Annotated in this window: 14 protein-coding genes; 4 read left to right on the top strand and 10 right to left on the bottom strand. The window is 75.6% G+C overall.

Going from position 1 to position 18,997, the window contains the following annotated elements; genetic code table 11:
- The first annotated feature begins 34 nt into the window (after nucleotides 1-34).
- Complete coding sequence (locus EDD39_RS41985) at nucleotides 35-169, top strand: hypothetical protein (RefSeq protein WP_279633963.1); 135 nt, start codon at nucleotides 35-37, stop codon at nucleotides 167-169.
- Entirely contained in the window at nucleotides 166-1,743 is a 1,578-nt protein-coding gene (locus EDD39_RS10635; protein WP_123555078.1) for a DUF5691 domain-containing protein, read from the top strand. Before EDD39_RS41985 ends, EDD39_RS10635 begins: the two co-directional genes overlap by 4 nt.
- Nucleotides 1,744-1,829: 86 nt before the next feature.
- Here the strand turns inward: EDD39_RS10635 and icmB are convergent, their stop codons facing one another.
- From icmB to EDD39_RS10605, 6 genes are all read right to left on the bottom strand, one after another.
- Nucleotides 1,830-2,234 (bottom strand): coenzyme B12-dependent isobutyryl CoA mutase small subunit, encoded by a 405-nt coding sequence (gene icmB / locus EDD39_RS10630; protein ID WP_030457357.1) that lies wholly within the window; start codon nucleotides 2,232-2,234, stop codon nucleotides 1,830-1,832.
- A 169-nt stretch (nucleotides 2,235-2,403) separates the two neighbouring features.
- Nucleotides 2,404-5,037 (bottom strand): DNA helicase PcrA, encoded by a 2,634-nt coding sequence (pcrA, locus tag EDD39_RS10625; protein ID WP_123555076.1) that lies wholly within the window; start codon nucleotides 5,035-5,037, stop codon nucleotides 2,404-2,406.
- Nucleotides 5,038-5,138: 101 nt separating this feature from the next.
- The gene (locus EDD39_RS10620; RefSeq protein ID WP_244256668.1) at nucleotides 5,139-6,335 is read right to left on the bottom strand and encodes a hypothetical protein; all 1,197 of its coding nucleotides are present in this window, start codon (nucleotides 6,333-6,335) and stop codon (nucleotides 5,139-5,141) included.
- Between the two features lie 170 nt (nucleotides 6,336-6,505).
- Nucleotides 6,506-8,083 carry a glycosyltransferase family 39 protein gene (locus EDD39_RS10615; RefSeq protein WP_162869987.1) on the bottom strand — a complete coding sequence of 526 codons (1,578 nt, stop codon included), beginning with the start codon at nucleotides 8,081-8,083 and terminating at the stop codon, nucleotides 6,506-6,508.
- An 82-nt stretch (nucleotides 8,084-8,165) separates the two neighbouring features.
- A complete protein-coding gene (locus EDD39_RS10610; RefSeq protein ID WP_030457361.1) occupies nucleotides 8,166-8,843 on the bottom strand; it encodes a LuxR C-terminal-related transcriptional regulator in 678 nt (225 codons plus the stop codon).
- Nucleotides 8,836-10,215, bottom strand: a complete 1,380-nt coding sequence (locus EDD39_RS10605) for an ATP-binding protein (protein ID WP_123555071.1) — start codon at nucleotides 10,213-10,215, stop codon at nucleotides 8,836-8,838. The genes EDD39_RS10610 and EDD39_RS10605 overlap by 8 nt, the downstream gene beginning before the upstream one ends.
- Nucleotides 10,216-10,349: 134 nt before the next feature.
- On the opposite strand from EDD39_RS10605, the gene EDD39_RS10600 reads away from it, so the two are divergent.
- Both EDD39_RS10600 and EDD39_RS10595 read left to right on the top strand, forming a co-directional pair.
- Nucleotides 10,350-11,903 (top strand): PspC domain-containing protein, encoded by a 1,554-nt coding sequence (locus EDD39_RS10600; protein WP_123555069.1) that lies wholly within the window; start codon nucleotides 10,350-10,352, stop codon nucleotides 11,901-11,903.
- Nucleotides 11,903-12,130, top strand: coding sequence for a hypothetical protein (locus tag EDD39_RS10595; RefSeq protein WP_030457364.1), 228 nt, complete (start codon nucleotides 11,903-11,905; stop codon nucleotides 12,128-12,130). The genes EDD39_RS10600 and EDD39_RS10595 overlap by 1 nt, the downstream gene beginning before the upstream one ends.
- On the opposite strand, the gene EDD39_RS42515 is transcribed toward EDD39_RS10595, so the two are convergent.
- The 4 genes from EDD39_RS42515 to EDD39_RS10575 all read right to left on the bottom strand — a co-directional run bounded on the left by EDD39_RS42515 (nucleotide 12,127) and on the right by EDD39_RS10575 (nucleotide 18,986).
- Nucleotides 12,127-13,128 (bottom strand): Rieske 2Fe-2S domain-containing protein, encoded by a 1,002-nt coding sequence (locus EDD39_RS42515; protein ID WP_123555067.1) that lies wholly within the window; start codon nucleotides 13,126-13,128, stop codon nucleotides 12,127-12,129. The genes EDD39_RS10595 and EDD39_RS42515 overlap by 4 nt on opposite strands.
- Before the next feature lie 146 nt (nucleotides 13,129-13,274).
- Entirely contained in the window at nucleotides 13,275-14,861 is a 1,587-nt protein-coding gene (guaA, locus tag EDD39_RS10585; protein ID WP_123555065.1) for a glutamine-hydrolyzing GMP synthase, read from the bottom strand.
- A gap of 749 nt (nucleotides 14,862-15,610) precedes the next feature.
- Entirely contained in the window at nucleotides 15,611-17,161 is a 1,551-nt protein-coding gene (locus EDD39_RS10580; RefSeq protein WP_148089425.1) for a zinc ribbon domain-containing protein, read from the bottom strand.
- A gap of 64 nt (nucleotides 17,162-17,225) precedes the next feature.
- Complete coding sequence (locus EDD39_RS10575; RefSeq protein ID WP_123555060.1) at nucleotides 17,226-18,986, bottom strand: GMC oxidoreductase; 1,761 nt, start codon at nucleotides 18,984-18,986, stop codon at nucleotides 17,226-17,228.
- Nucleotides 18,987-18,997 lie beyond the last annotated feature (11 nt).

Raw genomic sequence — 18,997 nt, 5'->3', positions numbered from 1 at the left:
CCTGACGTACCGCCACCGTCGACCGGAGGAAACCATGACCCGCACCCGGCAGCGCACCGCCGTCCGACGCATCACCCTGCACCACGCCGCCCGCCGCGCCGCCCTGGCCAGCGGCTGGGGCCGCCGCCACCGCACCGCCACCCACCGGCCGAACGGAGTCCGGGCATGACCGCGTCCCCCCGCACCGGCACCGGACCCACCGGCACCGACGACTGGGCCGACCTGCAGGGCGCCGCCCTGCTCGGCACCGACCGCCGCCCGCTGCCCGAGGCCCGCACCCCGCTGTCCGCCGCCGTCGACCGGGCCGACCCGGCCGGCGCGCTGCTCGACCTGGCCGCCGTCGCCGCGGTCCGCCGCCGGGCCGGCACGCTGCCCGCGCCCGCCGTCGACACCCCCGAGCCCGCCCCCGCCGACCCCCGGCCCGCGCTGCCCGAGGCCGCCGCCCGCCGGCTGGCCGTCCTGCTCGGCACCCGCAGCGGCCACGGCACCACCGCCAACCTCTCCGAACTCCTCCCGCAGTGGCTGACCGCCGCCCGCGCCCGCGGCTACCGGCTACCGCCCGCCCTCGTCCCGGCCCTGCTGGACACCGGCCGGGCCCGCTCCGAACTCCGCTCCGACGCCGTCACCCTGGCCGGCCCGCTCGGCCGCTGGCTGGCCCCGCACAACCCCGACTGGAAGTACGTCACCCGCACCGCCGGCGACCAGGACGCCCTCGACCAGCCCGGTGAACTCCTCTGGCAGGAAGGGCTGTTCGCGGAACGCGTCACCCACCTCACCCGGCTGCGCCGCACCGACCCGGCCGCCGGACTGGCCCTGCTCGCCTCCACCTGGAGCACCGAGCGGGCCGAGGACCGGGTGCTCTTCCTGGACGCCCTCCAGGACGGGCTCTCCGCCGCCGACGAGGAGTTCCTGGAGGCCGCGCTCTCCGACCGCTCCAAGAACGTCCGGGCCACCGCCGCGGAACTGCTCACCACCCTGCCCGGCTCCGCCCTGGCCGCCCGGATGGCCGCCCGCGCCCGGACGGCCGTCCGGCCCGACGGCGACCGGCTGCACATCACCCCGCCCGCCGCCTGCGACGCCGCCATGCAGCGCGACGGCATACCCGTGAAGTCCCCCACCGGGCGCGGCGAGCGCGCCTGGTGGTTCGGCGAGGTCGTCGCCGGGGCGCCGCTCGCCGGCTGGACGGCCGACACCGGCCGCACCCCCGAGCAGCTGCTCGCCCTGCCCACCACCGACTCGCCCGACGGCGGCGGCGCCGAGTGGGCCGAGGACCTGCGCGAGGCCTGGGCCCGGGCCGCCGTCCGGCAGCAGGACGCCGCCTGGGCCCGCGCCCTGCTCGGCACCCCGCCCCGCCCCGGCCGCGACACCCGCGCACCGGGCGCCCCCGCCAAGCTGCTCGCCGTCCTGCCGCCCGCCGAGCGCGCCGCCTGGACGGCCGCGTTCGTCCAGACCCACGGCCTCGGCGACGCCTTCCAACTCCTCGGCGCCTGCGCCACCCCGTGGACGCCCCCGCTCTCCACCGCCGTCGTCGCCGCCCTCAAGCGCGCCGCCGAACTCGGCTCCTACCCCTGGAGCCACAGCGGCGTCCTCGGCATGACCGAACGCGCCCTCGCCCCCGAGACCGCCCCCGCCGTGGAGGCCCTCGCCGCCGACACCTCCCCCGACACCGCCTGGTCCGACACCTTCACCCGCCTCGCCGGCACCCTCCGCTTCCGCCAGGCGATGCTCGCCGAACTCGACTAGGTCCGGACGCGACCAGGCCCGGACGCGGCAGGGGCCGGGAGCGGTGTCTCCGCTCCCGGCCCCTGCCGGGCTGCCCGTCCGGTCCGCTACGCGGAGCGCAGGTTGGACTCGACCCAGCTGACCACGTCCTGGGTGGAGGTGCCCGGGGTGAAGATGTCGGCGACGCCGAGGGCCTTCAGCTCGGTGATGTCGGCGTCGGGGATGATCCCGCCGCAGAAGACCTTGATGTCGGCGGCGTCGCGCTCCTTGAGCAGCTCGATCACCTTGGCGCAGAGGGTCATGTGCGCGCCGGAGAGGATGGACAGGCCGATGCCGTCGGCGTCCTCCTGGATCGCCGTGTCGACGATCTGCTCGGGGGTCTGGTGGAGGCCGGTGTAGATGACCTCCATGCCGGCGTCGCGCAGGGCGCGCGCGATGACCTTGGCTCCCCGGTCGTGCCCGTCGAGTCCGGGCTTGGCGACCACGACTCGGATCGGCCCCGACACCACCATGACTGCCTCCTGGACCACGTTGTCCACCACCCGGCCGCTCTCGGCCGCGGGCTCGGTGTTAACCACTTTTAACAGATCTGAGGGGAGGGTAGCGGCCCGGCGGGGCCGCCGTCCTTCCCCACCTGCCGAGAGGAGGGCAAAATCACAGCGTGCGGGGCCGTCCGGCCCGTCAGAGCTTCTCGACGGGGGCGTAGCGCAGCAGCAGTTCCTTGCGCCCGGCGGAGCCGAAGTCGACCGTGGCGCGGGCCTTGTCGCCGACGCCCTGGGTGGCGACGACGGTGCCGAGGCCGAAGCTGTCGTGGCTGACCCGGTCGCCGACGGCGAGCGCGACGACCTCCCGGTCGGTGACCGTCCGGGCGGACCTGCCCCAGCCGGCCTTCGGCGAGGCGGCCGCCGAGGAGCCGGAACCCCGCGAGGAGCCCGAGCCGGACGAACCGGAGGACGAGTAGCCGCGCGAGACCGGCACCGCGGCGGCGCCGGTGCGCTTCCACTCGATCAGCTTCTCCGGGATCTCCTCCAGGAAGCGCGAGGCCGGGTTGTAGGAGGGCTGGCCCCAGGCGCTGCGCAGCACCGAGCGGGTCAGGTAGAGCCGCTGCCGGGCCCGGGTGAGGCCGACGTAGGCGAGGCGGCGCTCCTCCTCCAGTTCCTTGGCCTGGTTGAGGGCCCGCATGTGCGGGAAGATCCCGTCCTCCATGCCGGTGAGGAAGACGACGGGGAACTCCAGGCCCTTGGCGGTGTGCAGGGTCATCATCGTGATGACGCCCGCGCCGTCCTCCTCGTCGGGGATCTGGTCGGAGTCGGCGACCAGCGCGACCCGCTCCAGGAAGTCGGCGAGCGAGCCGACCGGCGGGCCCTCGTCGCCCTCGGGGCGCTCCCCCGGGTCCTTCTCGTACTCGAGGGCGACCGAGGCGAGCTCCTGCAGGTTCTCCACCCGGGTCTCGTCCTGCGGGTCGGTGGAGGACTGGAGCTCGGCGAGGTAGCCGGTCTCCTCCAGCACGGCCTCCAGCACGGCGGCCGGTCCGGCGCCGGACTCGACGACCTGGCGCAGCCCGGCCAGCAGTTCGTTGAACTTCTTCACGGCGTTGGCGGAGCGCGCGGCCATCCCGTACGCCTCGTCGACCCGGCGCAGCGCGGCGGCGAAGGAGATCCGCTCGCGGGAGGCGAGCGCGTCGATCATCGCCTCGGCGCGCTCGCCGATGCCGCGCTTGGGGACGTTGAGGATGCGGCGCAGCGGGACGGTGTCCTCGGGGTTGGACAGGACCCGCAGGTAGGCCAGGACGTCCTTGACCTCCTTGCGCTCGTAGAAGCGCACGCCGCCGACGACCTTGTAGGGCAGGCCGACCCGGATGAACACCTCTTCGAAGACCCGGGACTGGGCGTTGGTGCGGTAGAAGATCGCCACGTCGCCGGGGCGGGCGGCGCCCGCGTCGGTGAGCCGGTCGATCTCCTCGGCGATGAACTGGGCCTCGCCGTGCTCGTCGTCGGCGACGTAGCCGACGACCTGCTCGCCCTGGTCGCCGGCCGTCCACAGGTTCTTCTTGCGGCGGTTGGTGTTGCGTTCGATGACCGAGTTGGCGGCGGTGAGGATGGTCTGGGTGGAGCGGTAGTTCTGCTCCAGCAGGATCGTCGTCGCGTTCGGGTAGTCCTCCTCGAACTGGAGGATGTTGCGGATGGTCGCGCCGCGGAAGGCGTAGATCGACTGGTCCGCGTCGCCGACCACGCACAGCTCGGCGGGCGGGATCTGCGCGAGCTGCGCGTCGGCGGGGTTCACGTAGTCGCCGTCGGCGGTCATCCGGGGCGCCTGCCCCGCGGAGCCGCCGGAGAGCTCGCGCACCAGGGTGTACTGGGCGTGGTTGGTGTCCTGGTACTCGTCGACCAGGATGTGCCGGAACCGGCGCCGGTAGTGCTCGGCGACGTCGGGGAACGCCTGCAGCAGGTTGACGGTGGTCATGATGATGTCGTCGAAGTCGAGGGCGTTGGCCTCGCGCAGCCGCCGCTGGTAGAGGAAGTACGCCTCGGCGAGCTTCTTCTCCATCGGGTTGGCGGCCTGGTCGGCGTACGTCTCCTCGTCGATCAGCTCGTTCTTGAGGTTGCTGACCTTGGCGGTGAAGGACTTCGGCGGGAACTGCTTGGGGTCGAGGTCGAGGTCCCGGCAGACCAGGGACATCAGGCGCTGGGAGTCCGCCGAGTCGTAGATCGAGAAGCTGGAGTTCATGCCCAGCTGCTTGGCCTCGCGGCGCAGGATCCGCACGCACGCGCTGTGGAAGGTGGAGACCCACATCGCCTTGGCGCGCGGGCCGACCAGCGCCTCGACGCGCTCGCGCATCTCGCCGGCGGCCTTGTTGGTGAAGGTGATCGCCAGGATCTCGCCGGGCTGGACGCCGCGGGCGGCCAGCAGGTGGGCGATCCGGTGGGTGAGCACCCGGGTCTTGCCGGAGCCGGCGCCGGCCACGATCAGCAGCGGCGACCCGGCGTGCAGCACGGCCTCGCGCTGCGGGTCGTTCATGCCCTCCAGCAGCTGCGCCGGGTCGACCACGGTGCGGGCCGCGCCGTTGCGGTGCCAGGCGTCGCGCTCGGCCTCGGCGGCGTGGTCGGTGGCGAACAGCCCGTCGGGGATGTCCTCCCCGTACGGCTCGTCGTAGGGGCCGGCGTCGTACGGCTCGTGGGGCGGTTCGTCGGCGGGCGGTGCCTCCTCCTCCGACCACTGCGGCAGCGGCGCCTGCGGCGCTGCGGGGCGGGGGCTCGACCCGACGGCGGGACGCTCGAAGCCGGGGAGCGGGAGGTCATCGAAGAGGCTACTCATGGCCCTTCGAGTCTATGACCCGCCGCCGACATCCCAGGCCGCTTCCCCGAACGGGGCCGCGGGGACCGCGGGTTCCGGCGGCCCGGCACCGCGGGGGCGGGTCACGGGGCGTCCGGGTAGACCAGGACGACGTGGCCGCCGTACGCCGCGGAGAGCAGCGCGGCCGCGCCGAGCAGCACCGCGGGCACCGCCCGGCCGCGGGTGCGGGCCAGGGCGGTGGCGAGCGGGAGCAGCAGTCCGAAGGCGGGCAGCAGGAAGCGCGCCCGGGAGGTGAAGTAGGCGGCGTCGCCGAGCGCCAGGGCCAGCATCGCGGCGCTGTACAGCAGCAGCACCGGCGGCTGGCGGCGCAGCGCCGAGAGCGCCAGCAGCAGCACGGCGGCCAGCAGGGTGCCGGCGGCGACCACGTCGGCCAGCCAGACCGGTTCGGCGGCGGTCAGCAGGCGGCGGAAGGCGAGCAGGGTGGAGCGGCCGAGGTCGAACCGGCTCTGCCAGGCGTCCTGGACCCGGAAGTAGCCGTCCCAGCGGCCCTTGCGCCACCCCACCCAGGCGACGAAGCCGGCGCAGCCCAGCGGCGCCAGCACCGCCCCGGCCAGGGCCCGCGGGTCGCGGCGGCCGGCCGCGCCCGGGCCCGGCCGCGCCCACTCCAGCAGCGCGGCGGCGGCGACCGCCAGGGCGAGCGCGGCCCCGGTCGGGCGGGTCAGCCCGGCGGCGGCGCACAGCAGCCCGGCGGCCACCCAGCGGCGCCGGAGCGCCGCGTGCACGGACCAGGCGGCGAAGGCGGTGAACAGCGGCTCCGAGTAGGCGGCGCTCTCCACCACCGCGTACGGCAGGACGCCCCACAGCACGGCGGCGCACACCCCGGCCCGGTCGCCGTACAGCCGGGCGGCGACCGCGAAGATCCCCCCGGCGGCGGCCAGCGACGCCGCCCAGGCCACCGCGAGCGCCGCCGCGCCGACCGGGAGCAGCAGCGCGGCGGCCCGGACCAGGAGCGGGTATCCGGGGAAGAACGCGTACGCCTCGTACGGGCCGTACGGGCCGGGCACCGGCGGGGTGCCCGCGTAGCCGTGCAGGGCGATCTGCCGGTACCAGTGGGCGTCCCACATGCCGTCGAGCCGGTGCGCGGCGCCGACCGGGCCGGCCCAGCCGGCCAGCAGCAGGACTCCGGCGGCCCGGACGGCGAGGTGGCCGAGCAGGGCGGCCCGGACGGCGGGGCGGGGGTACCGGGGGCGTCGGCGGGCGGCGGGTGCGCGGTCGGCGGGGCGGCCGGCCTCGGCGGCCCGGGTCAGGACCCGGGCCACGGCCCGCCCCGTCCGGCGGGCGCCCGCCGGGCGCGGTCGCGGGGGGTGGCTGGCACGGCGCCCACGCTATGCAGCGGGGTGGGGCGGGAACCGCAGGCTCGCCGCACCCGGGCCCCGGACGGACGACCGCGCCCGCGGCGCCCCGGCCGGCCCGGGCCCGCCCGCCCCGGTCAGCGCTCCAGCAGGGCGATCAGCACGTTGTGCCGGTGGGTGACGGTGCTCTTCGGGAAGGCCGCCCGCAGCGCCGCCGCCTCGGCGGGGTCGAAGCCCGCGAACGGGTCGTCGTGCGCGGTGGCGCGGGCGCCGTCGGGTCCGACGGCGTCGTCGTCGACCAGGGTGACCACCCAGACCCGTCGGACGCCGTCCAGCCGGGCCGCCGGGTCGGTGGCCATCTGCGGGTAGAGGTCGCCGAGTCGGACCGCGCTCCGTTCGACGAAGACGTCGTCGAGCCGGACCCGTTCGGGCAGGTAGAGGTCGAGCGCGGTGGGGATGGCCGCGAAGACCGCCTTCCCGTAGCGCTGCGGCGCGACGCCGTCGCCGGGCCGGTAGCCGTCGGCGATCACCTTCGCCGCGGCCGCGCCGTCCCACGTGGTGTGCGCGTAGCGCTGGCGCACCACCCGCTGGTCGTGCGCGCCGAGCACCAGGACGGCGGCCAGGCCGATCGCGGTGAGCGCGCGGGGGCGCAGCGCGGCGAGGCCGGCCCCGGCCAGCACGGTCCAGGCGGGCAGCGTGAAGAGCAGGTAGCGGTCGAGGAAGTAGGAGGTGTGCCCCTGCGAGGCGGCCCACAGCAGCGGGATCGGCAGCACGGCGACCAGGCCGACCTCCACCGCCGGGCGGCGCCCGTGCGGCCAGGCCAGCGGCAGCGCCGCGCAGGCGAGCACCAGCAGGGCGACCCAGGCCGAGCCGTACAGGTTGGGCCACATCCGGGCGACGGCCGGGACGGTGGGCTTGGCCAGCCAGCCGAGCTGCCGGCCGACCTGGTCCTGGCCGAGCGCGATCAGCGGGAGCAGCGGCAGCACCGCGCCGAGGACGGCGAGCGGGTGGCCGACCGGCACGCCGCGCGCGCGGCCGGTCCGCCACCGCCCGGCGGCGACCAGGGTGTGCGGGACGATCAGGACCAGCGCGACGACGTGGAACAGTCCGGCGCCGGCCAGCGCGAGCGCGTACAGCACCCAGCGTCCGGCGGTGGGCCGTTCCAGGGCGCGCAGCAGCAGGAAGGTCGCGGCGGCGGCGAAGAGCACCACGAAGGCGTAGCCGCGGACCTCCTGCCCGTACCGGGACACCGACGGGGTCAATGCGAACAGCAGGCCCGCGACCAGGCCGGCGGTGGGCGTGAAGAGCTTGCGGCCGGTCAGCGCGACGAAGGCGGCGGCCCCGGCCATGGCCAGCGCGGAGGGGGCCCGCAGCGCGGCGGCGGAGTGCCCGAACGCCTCGGCCCAGAAGTGGATCAGCAGGTAGTAGGCGCCGGTCACGGCGTCCACGTTCCCCAGCAGGTGGAAGATCTCGGCCGGGGAGCGGTTCGCCGCGTTCCAGGTGGCGAGTTCGTCGTCCCACAGCAGTGGTCCGCCCGCCCCGTACAGGCAGGCCGCGAGGGTCAGCGCGGCGGGCCAGACCCACAGCAGGCGGCCGGCCCGGGCCGACAGGGCCTGTCCGGCGCGCCGCCGGCCGGCCGGGCCGGTGTCCGGGCCGGGGGCGGGACCGTGGTCCGCTCCGGGGGCCGGGGGGCGACGGGGGCGGGGGGTCGGCACGGCTCCCATCCAAACACACCGTCACCCGTCCGGGTGCACCGCCGCTCCCCCGCCGGGCGGCCCGGCGGGGGACGCCGGGGTGTCAGACCAGGCGGCGGGCGGTGGCCCAGCGGGTCAGTTCGTGCCGGTTGGAGAGCTGGAGCTTGCGCAGCACCGCGGAGACGTGGCTCTCCACGGTCTTCACCGAGATGAACAGCTGCTTGGCGATCTCCTTGTAGGCGTAGCCGCGGGCGATCAGCCGCAGCACCTCGCGCTCGCGCTGGGTGAGCCGGTCGAGGTCCTCGTCGACCGGCGGGGTGTCGGTGGCGGCGAACGCGTCGAGCACGAAGCCGGCCAGCCGGGGCGAGAACACCGCGTCGCCGTCGGAGATCCGGAAGATCGCGTTGACCAGGTCGGTGCCGGTGATGGTCTTGGTGACGTAGCCGCGGGCGCCGCCGCGGATCACGCCGATCACGTCCTCGGCGGCGTCCGAGACGGACAGCGCGAGGAAGCGCACCCCCTCGACGCCGGCCGAGCGGCGCAGCACCTCGACGCCGCCGCCGCCGGGCAGGTGCACGTCGAGCAGCACCACGTCGGGCCGGGTCTCGGCGACCACCCGGACCGCGGACTCGACGTCGTCGGCCTCGCCGACCACGTCGATGCCGGTCTCGTCGGTGCGCCCGATCTCGGCCCGCACGCCGGTGCGGAACATCCGGTGGTCGTCCACCAGCACCACCCGGGCCCGCCTGCCGGGTGCCTCCGCTGACGCTGCGTCAGTCATCTGCCGCCCTCTCCATCTCCAGCTCGACCTCGGTCCCGCCGTCCGGCGCGGGCCGCACCCGCGCGGTGCCCCCGTTGCGCCGCATCCGGCCGATGATCGATTCGCGTACGCCCATGCGGTCCTCGGGGAGGTCGTCGGGGTCGAAGCCGGGGCCGTGGTCGCGGACGAACACCGACACCGTCCTCCCCTCCACCTCCGCGTAGACCTGGACCGGTCCACCGCCACCGTACTTGGCGGCGTTCACCATGGCTTCCCTGGCCGCCTGCATCTGCGAGGCGATCTTCTCGTCCATCGGGCAGTCGCCGACGCAGACCAGCTCCAGGTGGACGCCGTGCCGGTCCTCGACCTCGGCGACGATCTCGCGCAGGTGCTCGGCCAGGGTGTCGGGGGCGGCCTCGGCGGCGGCCTCCGGGCGGTACAGCCACAGGCGCAGTTCGCGCTCCTGGGCGCGGGCCAGGCGCAGCACCTCCTTGGGGTCCTCGGCCCGGCGCTGGATCAGGGTGAGGGTGTGCAGCACCGAGTCGTGCACGTGCGCGGCGATCTCGGCCCGCTCCTGGGCCCGGATCCGGGCGGTGCGCTCGGCGCCGAGGTCCTGCCACATCCGCAGCATGGACGGCCCGCCGAGCACCAGCACGCCCGCCACCACGGCCAGCGAGGACTCGATGACCAGCGCGACCGGGGAGTCCACGCCCTGGGTGACGAAGTAGCCGATGATGCCGGCCACCACCAGCAGCGCCCCGGCCAGCACCCGCAGGTAGGCGCCGCGGCGGCTGCCCGGCGTCGGGCCGAACCAGCTCTGCCAGCGCGAGTCGTCGGCCTGCCGCCACACCAGGGCGACGCCGATGCCGACCGCGAGCAGCGGCCACACGTACGGCTTGGCGGTCTGGATGCCGAGCGCGGACAGCAGCGCCATCACGCCGATCACCAGGGCGACCAGCGCGAACAACTGGCCCATGCTGCCGCCCCGGCCGGTCCGGGCGCCCGCCGGGGCCGGGCCGTCGCCGGCCGCGGCGGGGGCGTCCTGCTCGCCGTGGAAGGTGCGCTCCAGCAGGTCGCGCAGCCACCCGAAGCGGCCGGGGTCGGCGGCCGGGCGGCGGGCGGGGGCGGCGCCGGGGACGGCCTGGTTGATGCCCAGCGGCACCACCACCCAGAACGCGGCGTACAGCAGGGCGCCGATGCCCTCGGAGAAGAACAGCACGATGAACGCCAGCCGCACCCAGGTGACGGGCACGCCGAGGTGGGTGGCCAGGCCCTGGCAGACGCCGCCGAGGATCCGGCCGTGCGGGCTGCGGTACAGCCGCCGGTAGGGCGACCCGCCGTCCGGCGGGTCGGTCGGGACGGGCTCGGTGCTTCTGGTCTCGGGTACGGCCACGGCACCGATGGTGGCAGGTGCCGGTGCGGCGGCGCATCAGGGTCCGGCCCCTAGTCCGCCCTCAGGGACAGTTCAGGGTCGCTCCCGGGCCCCGGACGGTTGGGCGGGGCCCGGCGGCCCGGAAGGATGGAGGCATGACGGACGACCAGATCCCGGAGGAACCGCCGGCCGCCCCCGAAGCGGGCCGCCCGGCGCTCACCCGCTCCTCCCGGCACCGGGTGGTGGCGGGCGTGTGCGGCGGCCTCGGCCGCTACCTGGACATCGACCCGGTGGTGTTCCGGGTGGTGATCGCGGTGCTCGGCCTGACCGGCGGACTCGGGCTGTTCCTGTACGGGCTGGCCTGGCTGGTGGTGCCGCGGGAGGCCGCGGACGGCGAGGGCGGCAGCACCGAGCTGCAGCGGGTGCTGACCGGCCGGGTCGACGGCCAGTCGGTGGGCGCGGTGCTGGTGACGGTGATCGGCACCGGGGTGTTCTTCTCCTCGATGGGCGACGGCGGCCAGCTGTTCCCGCTGCTGCTGGTCGCCGCGCTGGTGTTCCTGGCGCTGCGCTACGACCCGGAGCGGCGGCGCCGCTTCGACGGCGAGAACCCGGCCGCACCGGCCCCCGGGGCCGCCCCGCGCGACCGGCTGGAGGACTCCGGCCCGTTCGCCGACTGGAAGACCTGGAGCGAGTCGGTCGGCCGGGACCTGCGGGTCGAGTGGCGGGCCCGCAGCGCGGAGCTGCACGAGCGGATCCGGGCCCGGCACGCGGAGGCCGGGACGGCCCGCTCCGAGGAGTACGGCGACACCCCGCCGGTCGGCCCGTCCGGCTACCTGTGGGACCCGCGGCACCCGGAGCGCGACCCGTACGGCGGCGCCACGCCGCCGCCGGGGGCGCCCGCCCGGCCGTGGTGGCAGCGCACCGACCTGCCGGAGGGCGACCCGCTGCGCAAGGAGCCGCGCGAGGAGACCCACCAGGACCGGACGGAACGCCGGATGGCGGACTTCCGGGAGCGGGCCGACCGGCGCCACGAGGCCCAGCGCCAGGCCATGGAGCAGCACCGGGAGAACATGGCCCGGCACCGCGAGTGGAAGGCCCGGCGCAAGGCCGAGCGCGGCCGCTCGGTGCTGGGGGCGTCGGCGGTGCTGGTCTCGCTCGGCGCGTCCTGGGCGGTGGGGGCGGCCGGGCACGGCGAGCACCGCTGGTCGACGGTGCTGGCGGTGGCGCTGCTGCCGCTGGGCCTGGCCATGGCGATCAGCTCCCGCTGGGGGCGGGCCCGCGGGCTGACCCTGCTGGCGCTGCTGCTGACGGCGGGCCTGGTGCTGGCGGCCGGCACCTCGGCGACGGTCGCCGACTCCACCGGCGACCGCAACTGGACGGCCGCCCAGGACGACCTGCGCTCGCGGTACACGCTGGGCCTCGGCGACGCCCGCCTGGACCTGTCGGCGCTGGACCCGCACGGCGGCACCCTCGCCACCGAGCTGCGGGTCGGCGCGGGCAGCGCCCGGGTGACGGTGCCCGCCGGGGTGGAGCTGCGGCTGAAGCTGCGCGACGGCGCGGGCGACGTCGACCTGCCGGACGGGCAGCGCTTCGACGGGCCGTTCACCAACGAGGACGTGGTGATCGAGGTCCCGGACGGACAACCGTCCAGGGGAGTACTGGAACTGACGGTGACGGTGGGCGCCGGCGACATCGAGGTGGTGCGGTGATGAGGAAGCATCGGTTCGACCTGTACGCGCTGGTCGCGGGCGGGCTGTTCACCGCCCTGGCGGTGCTGTACCTGGTGGCCTCGCTGAACGACCGGGAGGTGAACAGCCGCTTCGTGCTGCCGCTGGCGTGCATCGTGCTCGGCGCGGGCGGCCTGGCCGGCGCCCTGGTGGCGGCCTCCCGCCGCGGCCGGGGCGGGGCCCGCGACGACGACCACAGCCTCGACTAGGACTGCTGCGGGCCGAGCTCCAGCCGGTCGCCGCTCTTGGTGACGGCGTACTTGGGCAGCGGCTTCACGGCCGGGCCGGTGATGACCGCGCCGGTGGCGGCGTCGAAGGTGGAGCCGTGGCAGGGGCAGTACAGCTTGCCGTCCTTGGGCGGGTTGACCGCGCAGCCGGAGTGGGTGCAGACCGAGGACAGTCCGGCGTACTGCCCGGCGGCGGGCTGGACGATGTACACGGCGTCGCCGCTGGCCGGGTCCTTGACGGTGGCGGAGCCGCCGACCGGGACCTGCGCGGCGGGCACCGCGGGCCCGGGCTGCGGGACGGGGCTGGTGGCGCCGGCCCCGCCCGCGGTCCCGGCCGCGACGGGGGTCTCGTCCCGGCCGAAGCTCGCGGTGAGCGAGCCGGAGAGCAGCCCGGCGCCGCCGAGCGCGACGGCCGCGATGCCGCCGTCCAGCAGGGCGCGGCGGCGCACCGCGTCCTCGGCGAGGCCGCGGGCCCGGTCGCGGGCGGCCCGGGCGGCGAGGTAGCCGTCGACCGACAGGTAGGGGGTGCCGGCCAGCAGCAGCGGCGTCCAGGCCAGCAGGTAGGCCAGGTCGTTGCCGAGGTAGTACGGGGTGGTGTGGAAGCTGACGGTCAGCCAGAGGGTGGCGGACAGCAGTGCGCCGCCGAGCGCGGCGACCCGGCCCCACAGGCCGAACAGGGTGCCGAGGCCGACGGCGAGTTCGCCGAAGGCGATCAGCAGGCCGAAGAAGGTCGGCGCGTGCAGCGCGGGGCCCAGCGCCCAGCCGATCGGGCTGTTGTCCTGGGCCGCCCTGGTCTGGGAGTAGAAGGAGGCGGCGTCGCCGGCGCCGGCCAGGTAGTGCGCGTCGGAGAGCTTGTCGAAGGCCGCGTAGACGAAGGTCGCCCCCAGGAACAGCCGCAGCGGCAGCAGCGCGTAGCGCGCGCCCGGGGCCTTCCACTCGGTGGTCCTGGTGCCCGCCGTGCCGCCGGTGCCGGTCGCCATCGTTGCCGCCCTCTCGCTCGCCGCTCGCCGCCCGCCGTCCGCCGGCGGGGTCGGGTCCGATTGTGCCCGGTGCCCTTCCCACATGGCCGCGCCGCCACTCCCCTGGCGCGGGAAGCAGCGGCGCGGTCACACGGTTGCCGGTGGGATCACTCCCACTCGATGGTGCCCGGCGGCTTGGAGGTGACGTCCAGGACGACCCGGTTCACGTCCTTGACCTCGTTGGTGATCCGGGTGGAGATCTTCGCCAGCACCTCGTAGGGCAGGCGCGACCAGTCCGCGGTCATGGCGTCCTCGGAGGAGACCGGGCGCAGCACGATCGGGTGGCCGTAGGTGCGGCCGTCGCCCTGCACGCCGACGGAGCGGACGTCGGCCAGCAGCACCACGGGGCACTGCCAGATCTGGGCGTCCAGGCCGGCCAGGGTCAGTTCCTCGCGGGCGATGGCGTCGGCCTCGCGGAGCAGGTCGAGGCGCTCCTTGGTGACCTCGCCGACGATCCGGATGCCGAGGCCGGGGCCGGGGAACGGCTGGCGCTGGACGATCTCGGCGGGCAGGCCGAGCTCCTGGCCGACCATCCGGACCTCGTCCTTGAACAGCTTGCGCAGCGGCTCGACGAGCTGGAACTCGAGGTCCTCGGGGAGGCCGCCGACGTTGTGGTGGGACTTGATGTTGGCGGTGCCGGTGCCGCCGCCGGACTCCACCACGTCCGGGTACAGGGTGCCCTGGACCAGGAACTCCACGGCGGGGCCCTCGTCGGCGACGATCTCGGCCTGGGCCTGCTCGAAGACCCGGATGAACTCGCGGCCGATGATCTTGCGCTTCTGCTCGGGGTCGCTGACGCCCTTCAGCGCGGTCAGGAAGCGCTCCTCGGCGTCGACCACGACCAGCTTGACGCCGGTGGCCGCGACGAAGTCCTTCTCGACCTGCTCGGTCTCGCCCTTGCGCATCAGGCCGTGGTCGACGTACACGCAGGTCAGCCGGTCGCCGATGGCGCGGGCCACCAGTGCGGCGGCGACCGCGGAGTCCACGCCGCCGGACAGGCCGCAGACGGCGCGCTTGTCGCCGACCTGCTCGCGGATCAGCGCGACCTGCTCCTCGACCACGTTGGTCGTGGTCCAGTTCGGGGCGATGCCGGCGCCGCGGTACAGGAAGTGCTCCAGCACCTGCTGGCCGTGCTCGGAGTGCATCACCTCGGGGTGGTACTGCACGCCGTACAGCTTGAGGTCGTCGTTCTCGAAGGCGGCGACCGGCACCACGTCGGTGGAGGCGGTGACGGTGAAGCCCGCGGGCGCGGCCGAGCAGGCGTCGCCGTGCGACATCCACACCGACTGCTGGTCCGGGGTGCCCTCGAACAGGGTGGAGCCGGAGCGGGTGACGGTCAGCGCGGTGCGGCCGTACTCGCGGGCGCCGCTGTTGTCGACGGTGCCGCCGAGGGTCTTGGCCATCAGCTGGAAGCCGTAGCACATGCCGAAGACCGGGACGCCGGCCTCGAAGAGCGCGCGGTCGAGCTGCGGGGCGCCTTCCTCGTACACCGACGACGGACCGCCGGAGAGGATGATCGCCTTCGGGTTCTTGGCGAGCATCTCGGCGACCGGCATGGAGCTCGGCACGATCTCGCTGTAGACCCGCGCCTCACGCACCCGACGGGCGATGAGCTGGGCGTACTGGGCACCGAAGTCGACGACCAGGACGGTGTCGTTCTCGGGTGCGGACTGGGCGGGTGTATCAGCGGACACAGACGGCCTTCCGGCGGCGGTACAAGGGGGTGTCGCCCCCGAGTCTACCGGGACGCTTTCACCCGACTGCCCGCACCGCCGCCCGTGACCGGCCGGGCGGGCGAATCGTTGCACCGGGAGACCGCACGAGACGCCGGCACCCTCCAGGTGCGGGCCGCACCGGGCGGCGGAACCACGCGTGGATCATTTCCGGTCCACCGGGTGCGCGTGGCGGGCACGGGCCCGCCGTGGGACCGCGCCCCGGTGCCGCGGTCGGGTCAGCAGGGGACAGCGACCCCGTCCGCGACCGGGCGGACCCGGGGTGTGGCGGCCGGTACCGGTGCCGGCCGCCACACCTCAGTCAGCCGCCCGCTCCGGCGTACGCCCCGGTACGCCCCGCAAGCCGTTATCACGGACGGTGACCACCCCTTGGCGGTCCGGTCCGGCGCTCCCCCGCGCCGTGTCCTGTTCCGTCCATCCTTTCTTTTACGCCGAATCGGTTGCACGGCAAGGCCCTCGTCCACGACGATGCTGGGAGGCGGGGGCTCACCGTACACCCCCGGCCGCGATGAGGCCGTCGACCCGCACGGCCCCCTTTCACGCTCCGTGAGGCCCGGACGGCCCCGGCGCGTGCCATGACCATCCTTCCCGGACGGCGCTCCTCCCCCGGCGCCGTCTCCCAGCACCGGCGCGGCCCTGACGCCGAGTGCTGCGACAAAGGGCCCCGTTCCCCCGCGGGGCCCTTTGCCCTGTCCGGGGGCCCTGCGGGCTCAGCCGGCGTCCGGGCGCCGGTACGCGGCGTGCGGGTCCCCGCCCTGGTCGGCGACGGCGGCGGCGGCCGGCGGCACGTCGACCACCAGCTCGACCGACCCGTGCGCGAGGGTGTCGGTCACGGTCTGCCCGGGCAGCGGCGGTGCGGCGGGCATCGGCGGGACGGGCGGCGCGGGCGGGACGGCGGGGGCGGCCGGGGCGGGCACCGGTACGGGGGTGCCGCGCACGGCGTCCAGCACGGCGGGCACCACCAGCGCGCCGAGCAGCGCCCAGAGCGCGCAGGCGACCAGCACCGACGGCAGCGACCAGCCGAGGGCGTCCCGGTCCCGCAGCGAGAACCCGCCGACCTGGGCGGCGCCGCTCCGGCTCTGGGCGGCCCAGATCGAGGTGCCGAGCAGCAGGGCGGCGGTGAGCACCGCGTACAGGCCCGCGAGCACGGCCCGGTCGCGCCGGCCCAGCCGGCCCCGGTGCGCGGACCAGCCGAGCGCCAGCGCGGCGGCCAGCGGCAGCAGCACCGCGCACCACCAGCCGCTGCCGTGGCCGCCCAGGTCGAACAGCGACATCGACCGGTGGCCGAGCCCGAAGGCGCCGGCGGACAGCAGGGTCGCGCCGCTGCCGACGCCGTGGAGCAGCAGGCCGTTGTTGGTGACCAGGCCCAGCGAGCCGCTGTCCGGGAAGGCCGTGTCGGAGGAGAGCTGCACCACCAGCGCGACGGCGGTGAGCAGCACCAGCAGGCCGCCGACCACCCGGGAGGCGTGCTGCCAGGCGAGCAGCAGGCTGCCCAGCCACCCGCGCCGGGCGGCCTCGGCGCGCAGCGCGGGCGCGCCGTCCACGGCCAGCACCACGACGGCCGCGGCCAGGCCCGCGGACAGCGCCAGCGGCAGCAGCGCGGGGCCGAGCTCGACCTTCAGCTCGGCGCTCTTCCCGCCGGTGTCCGCGTCGTGGCCGGCCAGCAGGCCCAGCAGCAGCGCGAGGGCGGCGGACAGCGCGCCGGTGCGCAGCGCCTGGAGGCCGGCCGCGGCCGCGGTCGGCTCGGCGGCGGTACGGCGGCGGGCCCGGGCGGTGAGGTGCTGGCCGCCCCAGAGCGCCAGCAGCCAGCCCAGCGCGACCACGTACATGATCAGGTGGCTGTCGCTGGAGATGGTGTCCGCCCTGGTGCCGGGCGCGCTCATCACCATCCGCAGGGGGGTGCCGAAGGCGGTGAGGACCAGGGCCAGCCAGGTCTGGAAGCCCTCGGCCGACCAGGCGGTGGCGAAGATCTCCGAGCCGGCGCGGCCGTCGTCGCTGCCCGCGCCGATCACGGCGGCCAGCACCAGCAGTGCGGTCGGTGCGATCAGCACCCGGCCCGCGGTCAGCCAGCCGCGGGAGAGGACGGGCAGTTCCCGGGGGTGGTGCACCCGGCCGGCGCCCCACGGGGAGGGGCCGGCCGCGGCGGTGCCGGTGTCCTCGACGACGTCGCCGATCGCGGGTGCGGCGACCGGCCGCCCGCAGTTGGCGCAGGTCACCGCCGGGTCGGGCGAGGCCGCTCCGCAGGACTGGCAGATGGGCATGGTGGTCCCCCCGGGGTGGTCCGTGTTCCGAGGGCCCGTTTATCCCACCGCGGCCGAAGGGCTGTCAATCTTCTTCCGGGGCCCGCCGGGGCACCGCGGGAACGGGCAGCAGCGGCAGCCGCAGCGCACCGAACGCCCCTGCGGGGACGGCGGGTTGGCGCGGGGCGACGGGCGGCACCGGGCGGTAGGCGGCGCCCGGTTCGGGGCGCGGGTCGGCCTCGCCGCGGTTGGGCCACATCGACATGGCGCGCTCGGCCTGCGCGGTGATGGTCAGCGAGGGGTTGACGCCCAGGTTGGCGGAGACCGCGGAGCCGTCGACCACGCTGATCCCGGGGTGCCCGTACAGCCGGTGGTAGGGGTCGACGACGCCGGTGTCGGCGCTGTCGCCGATCGGGCAGCCGCCGAGGAAGTGCGCGGTCAGCGGGATGTCGAAGATCTCGCCCGCGGTGGAGCCGGGGAAGCCGTTGATGGAGGCGGCCAGCGCCCGGGCGCCCTCCTCGGCGGCCGGGATCCAGCTGGGGTTGGGCGCGCCGTGGCCCTGCCGGGAGGTGAGCCTGCCGTTCTTCAGCGAGACGGTCAGCGAGTTGTCCAGGGACTGCATGACCAGGCCGATGATGGTCTTCTCCGACCAGCGGTGCTGGTTCATCGACTGGACGAAGATCCACGGGTGCCGGGCGGCGGTGCCCAGGTAGCGCAGCCAGCGCGGCCCGCGCCCGGCGCCGGACACCTGCTGGACGGAGAGCGCGCCCATCGCGTTGGAGCCCCGTCCGTAGCGGACCGGCTCGATGTGGGTGTTGGCGTCGGGGTGCACCGAGGAGGTGATGGCCACCCCGCGGGTGAAGTCGGGGCGTTCGCCGTAGCGCCGGGTGGAGGTCTGCGCGCCCACCAGGGCTTCGGAGTTGGTGCGGGTGAGGTGGCCGAGCCGGGCGGAGATCCGGGGCAGCAGCCCGCCCTCGCGCATCCGGTGCAGCAGGCTCTGGGTGCCGTAGGTGCCGGCCGCGACCACGACCCGCTCGGCGGTGATCGTGCGCGCCCCGGCCCTCTGCGCCCGCCGGGTGCGGGCGTCGGTGGGCAGCACGTCGACGGCGTAGCCCTCGCCGTGCGGGCGCAGCCGCTTGACGGTGGTCATCGGCAGGATCTCGGCGCCGGCCCGTTCGGCCAGGTACAGGTAGTTCTCGGTGAGGGTGTTCTTGGCGCCGTGCCGGCAGCCGGTCATGCACTCGCCGCACTCGGTGCACGCCTTGCGGCGGGGCCCGGCGCCGCCGAAGTACGGGTCGTCGACCTCGCCGCCGGGGGCGGCCTTGGCCTCGCCGGTGCCGTCCTGCCCGTCGCCGAAGAACACCCCGACGGGCGCCAGGTGGAAGGTGTCGCCGCAGCCCATCTCCTCGGCGGCGGCCTTCAGGTGCACGTCGGAGGGGGTCATGGTCGGGTTGAGCCGGACGCCGAGCATCCGCTGCGCCTGGTCGTAGAACGGGCCGAGTTCGGCCTGCCAGTCGGTGATGTGCCGCCACTGCCGGTCCTCGAAGAACGCCTTCGGCGGCACGTACAGGGTGTTGGCGTAGTTCAGCGAGCCGCCGCCGACGCCCGCCCCGGCCAGGATCAGCACGTTGCGCAGCAGGTGGATGCGCTGAATGCCGTAGCGGCCGAGGGCGGGTGCCCACAGGTAGTCGCGCAGGTTCCAGGAGGTGCTGGGCAGTTCCTCGCGGCGGAACCTGCGCCCGGCCTCCAGGACCGCGACCCGGTAGCCCTTCTCGGTCAGCCGCAGGGCCGCGACCGACCCGCCGAAGCCCGAACCGACCACCACGACGTCGTAGTCGTACGACACTGCTGCCCCTC

Source organism: Kitasatospora cineracea (assembly GCF_003751605.1).
Taxonomy (GTDB): domain Bacteria; phylum Actinomycetota; class Actinomycetes; order Streptomycetales; family Streptomycetaceae; genus Kitasatospora; species Kitasatospora cineracea.
This window is presented reverse-complemented; position numbering and strand designations above follow the sequence as displayed.

Coding starts and splice junctions, on each gene's coding strand:
- EDD39_RS41985 (WP_279633963.1), top strand. CDS start 35: ATGACCCGCACCCGGCAGCGCACCGCCGTCCGACGCATCACCCTGCAC.
- EDD39_RS10635 (WP_123555078.1), top strand. CDS start 166: ATGACCGCGTCCCCCCGCACCGGCACCGGACCCACCGGCACCGACGAC.
- icmB (WP_030457357.1), bottom strand. CDS start 2,234: ATGGTGGTGTCGGGGCCGATCCGAGTCGTGGTCGCCAAGCCCGGACTC.
- pcrA (WP_123555076.1), bottom strand. CDS start 5,037: ATGAGTAGCCTCTTCGATGACCTCCCGCTCCCCGGCTTCGAGCGTCCC.
- EDD39_RS10610 (WP_030457361.1), bottom strand. CDS start 8,843: ATGACTGACGCAGCGTCAGCGGAGGCACCCGGCAGGCGGGCCCGGGTG.
- EDD39_RS10600 (WP_123555069.1), top strand. CDS start 10,350: ATGACGGACGACCAGATCCCGGAGGAACCGCCGGCCGCCCCCGAAGCG.
- EDD39_RS10595 (WP_030457364.1), top strand. CDS start 11,903: ATGAGGAAGCATCGGTTCGACCTGTACGCGCTGGTCGCGGGCGGGCTG.
- EDD39_RS42515 (WP_123555067.1), bottom strand. CDS start 13,128: ATGGCGACCGGCACCGGCGGCACGGCGGGCACCAGGACCACCGAGTGG.
- EDD39_RS10580 (WP_148089425.1), bottom strand. CDS start 17,161: ATGCCCATCTGCCAGTCCTGCGGAGCGGCCTCGCCCGACCCGGCGGTG.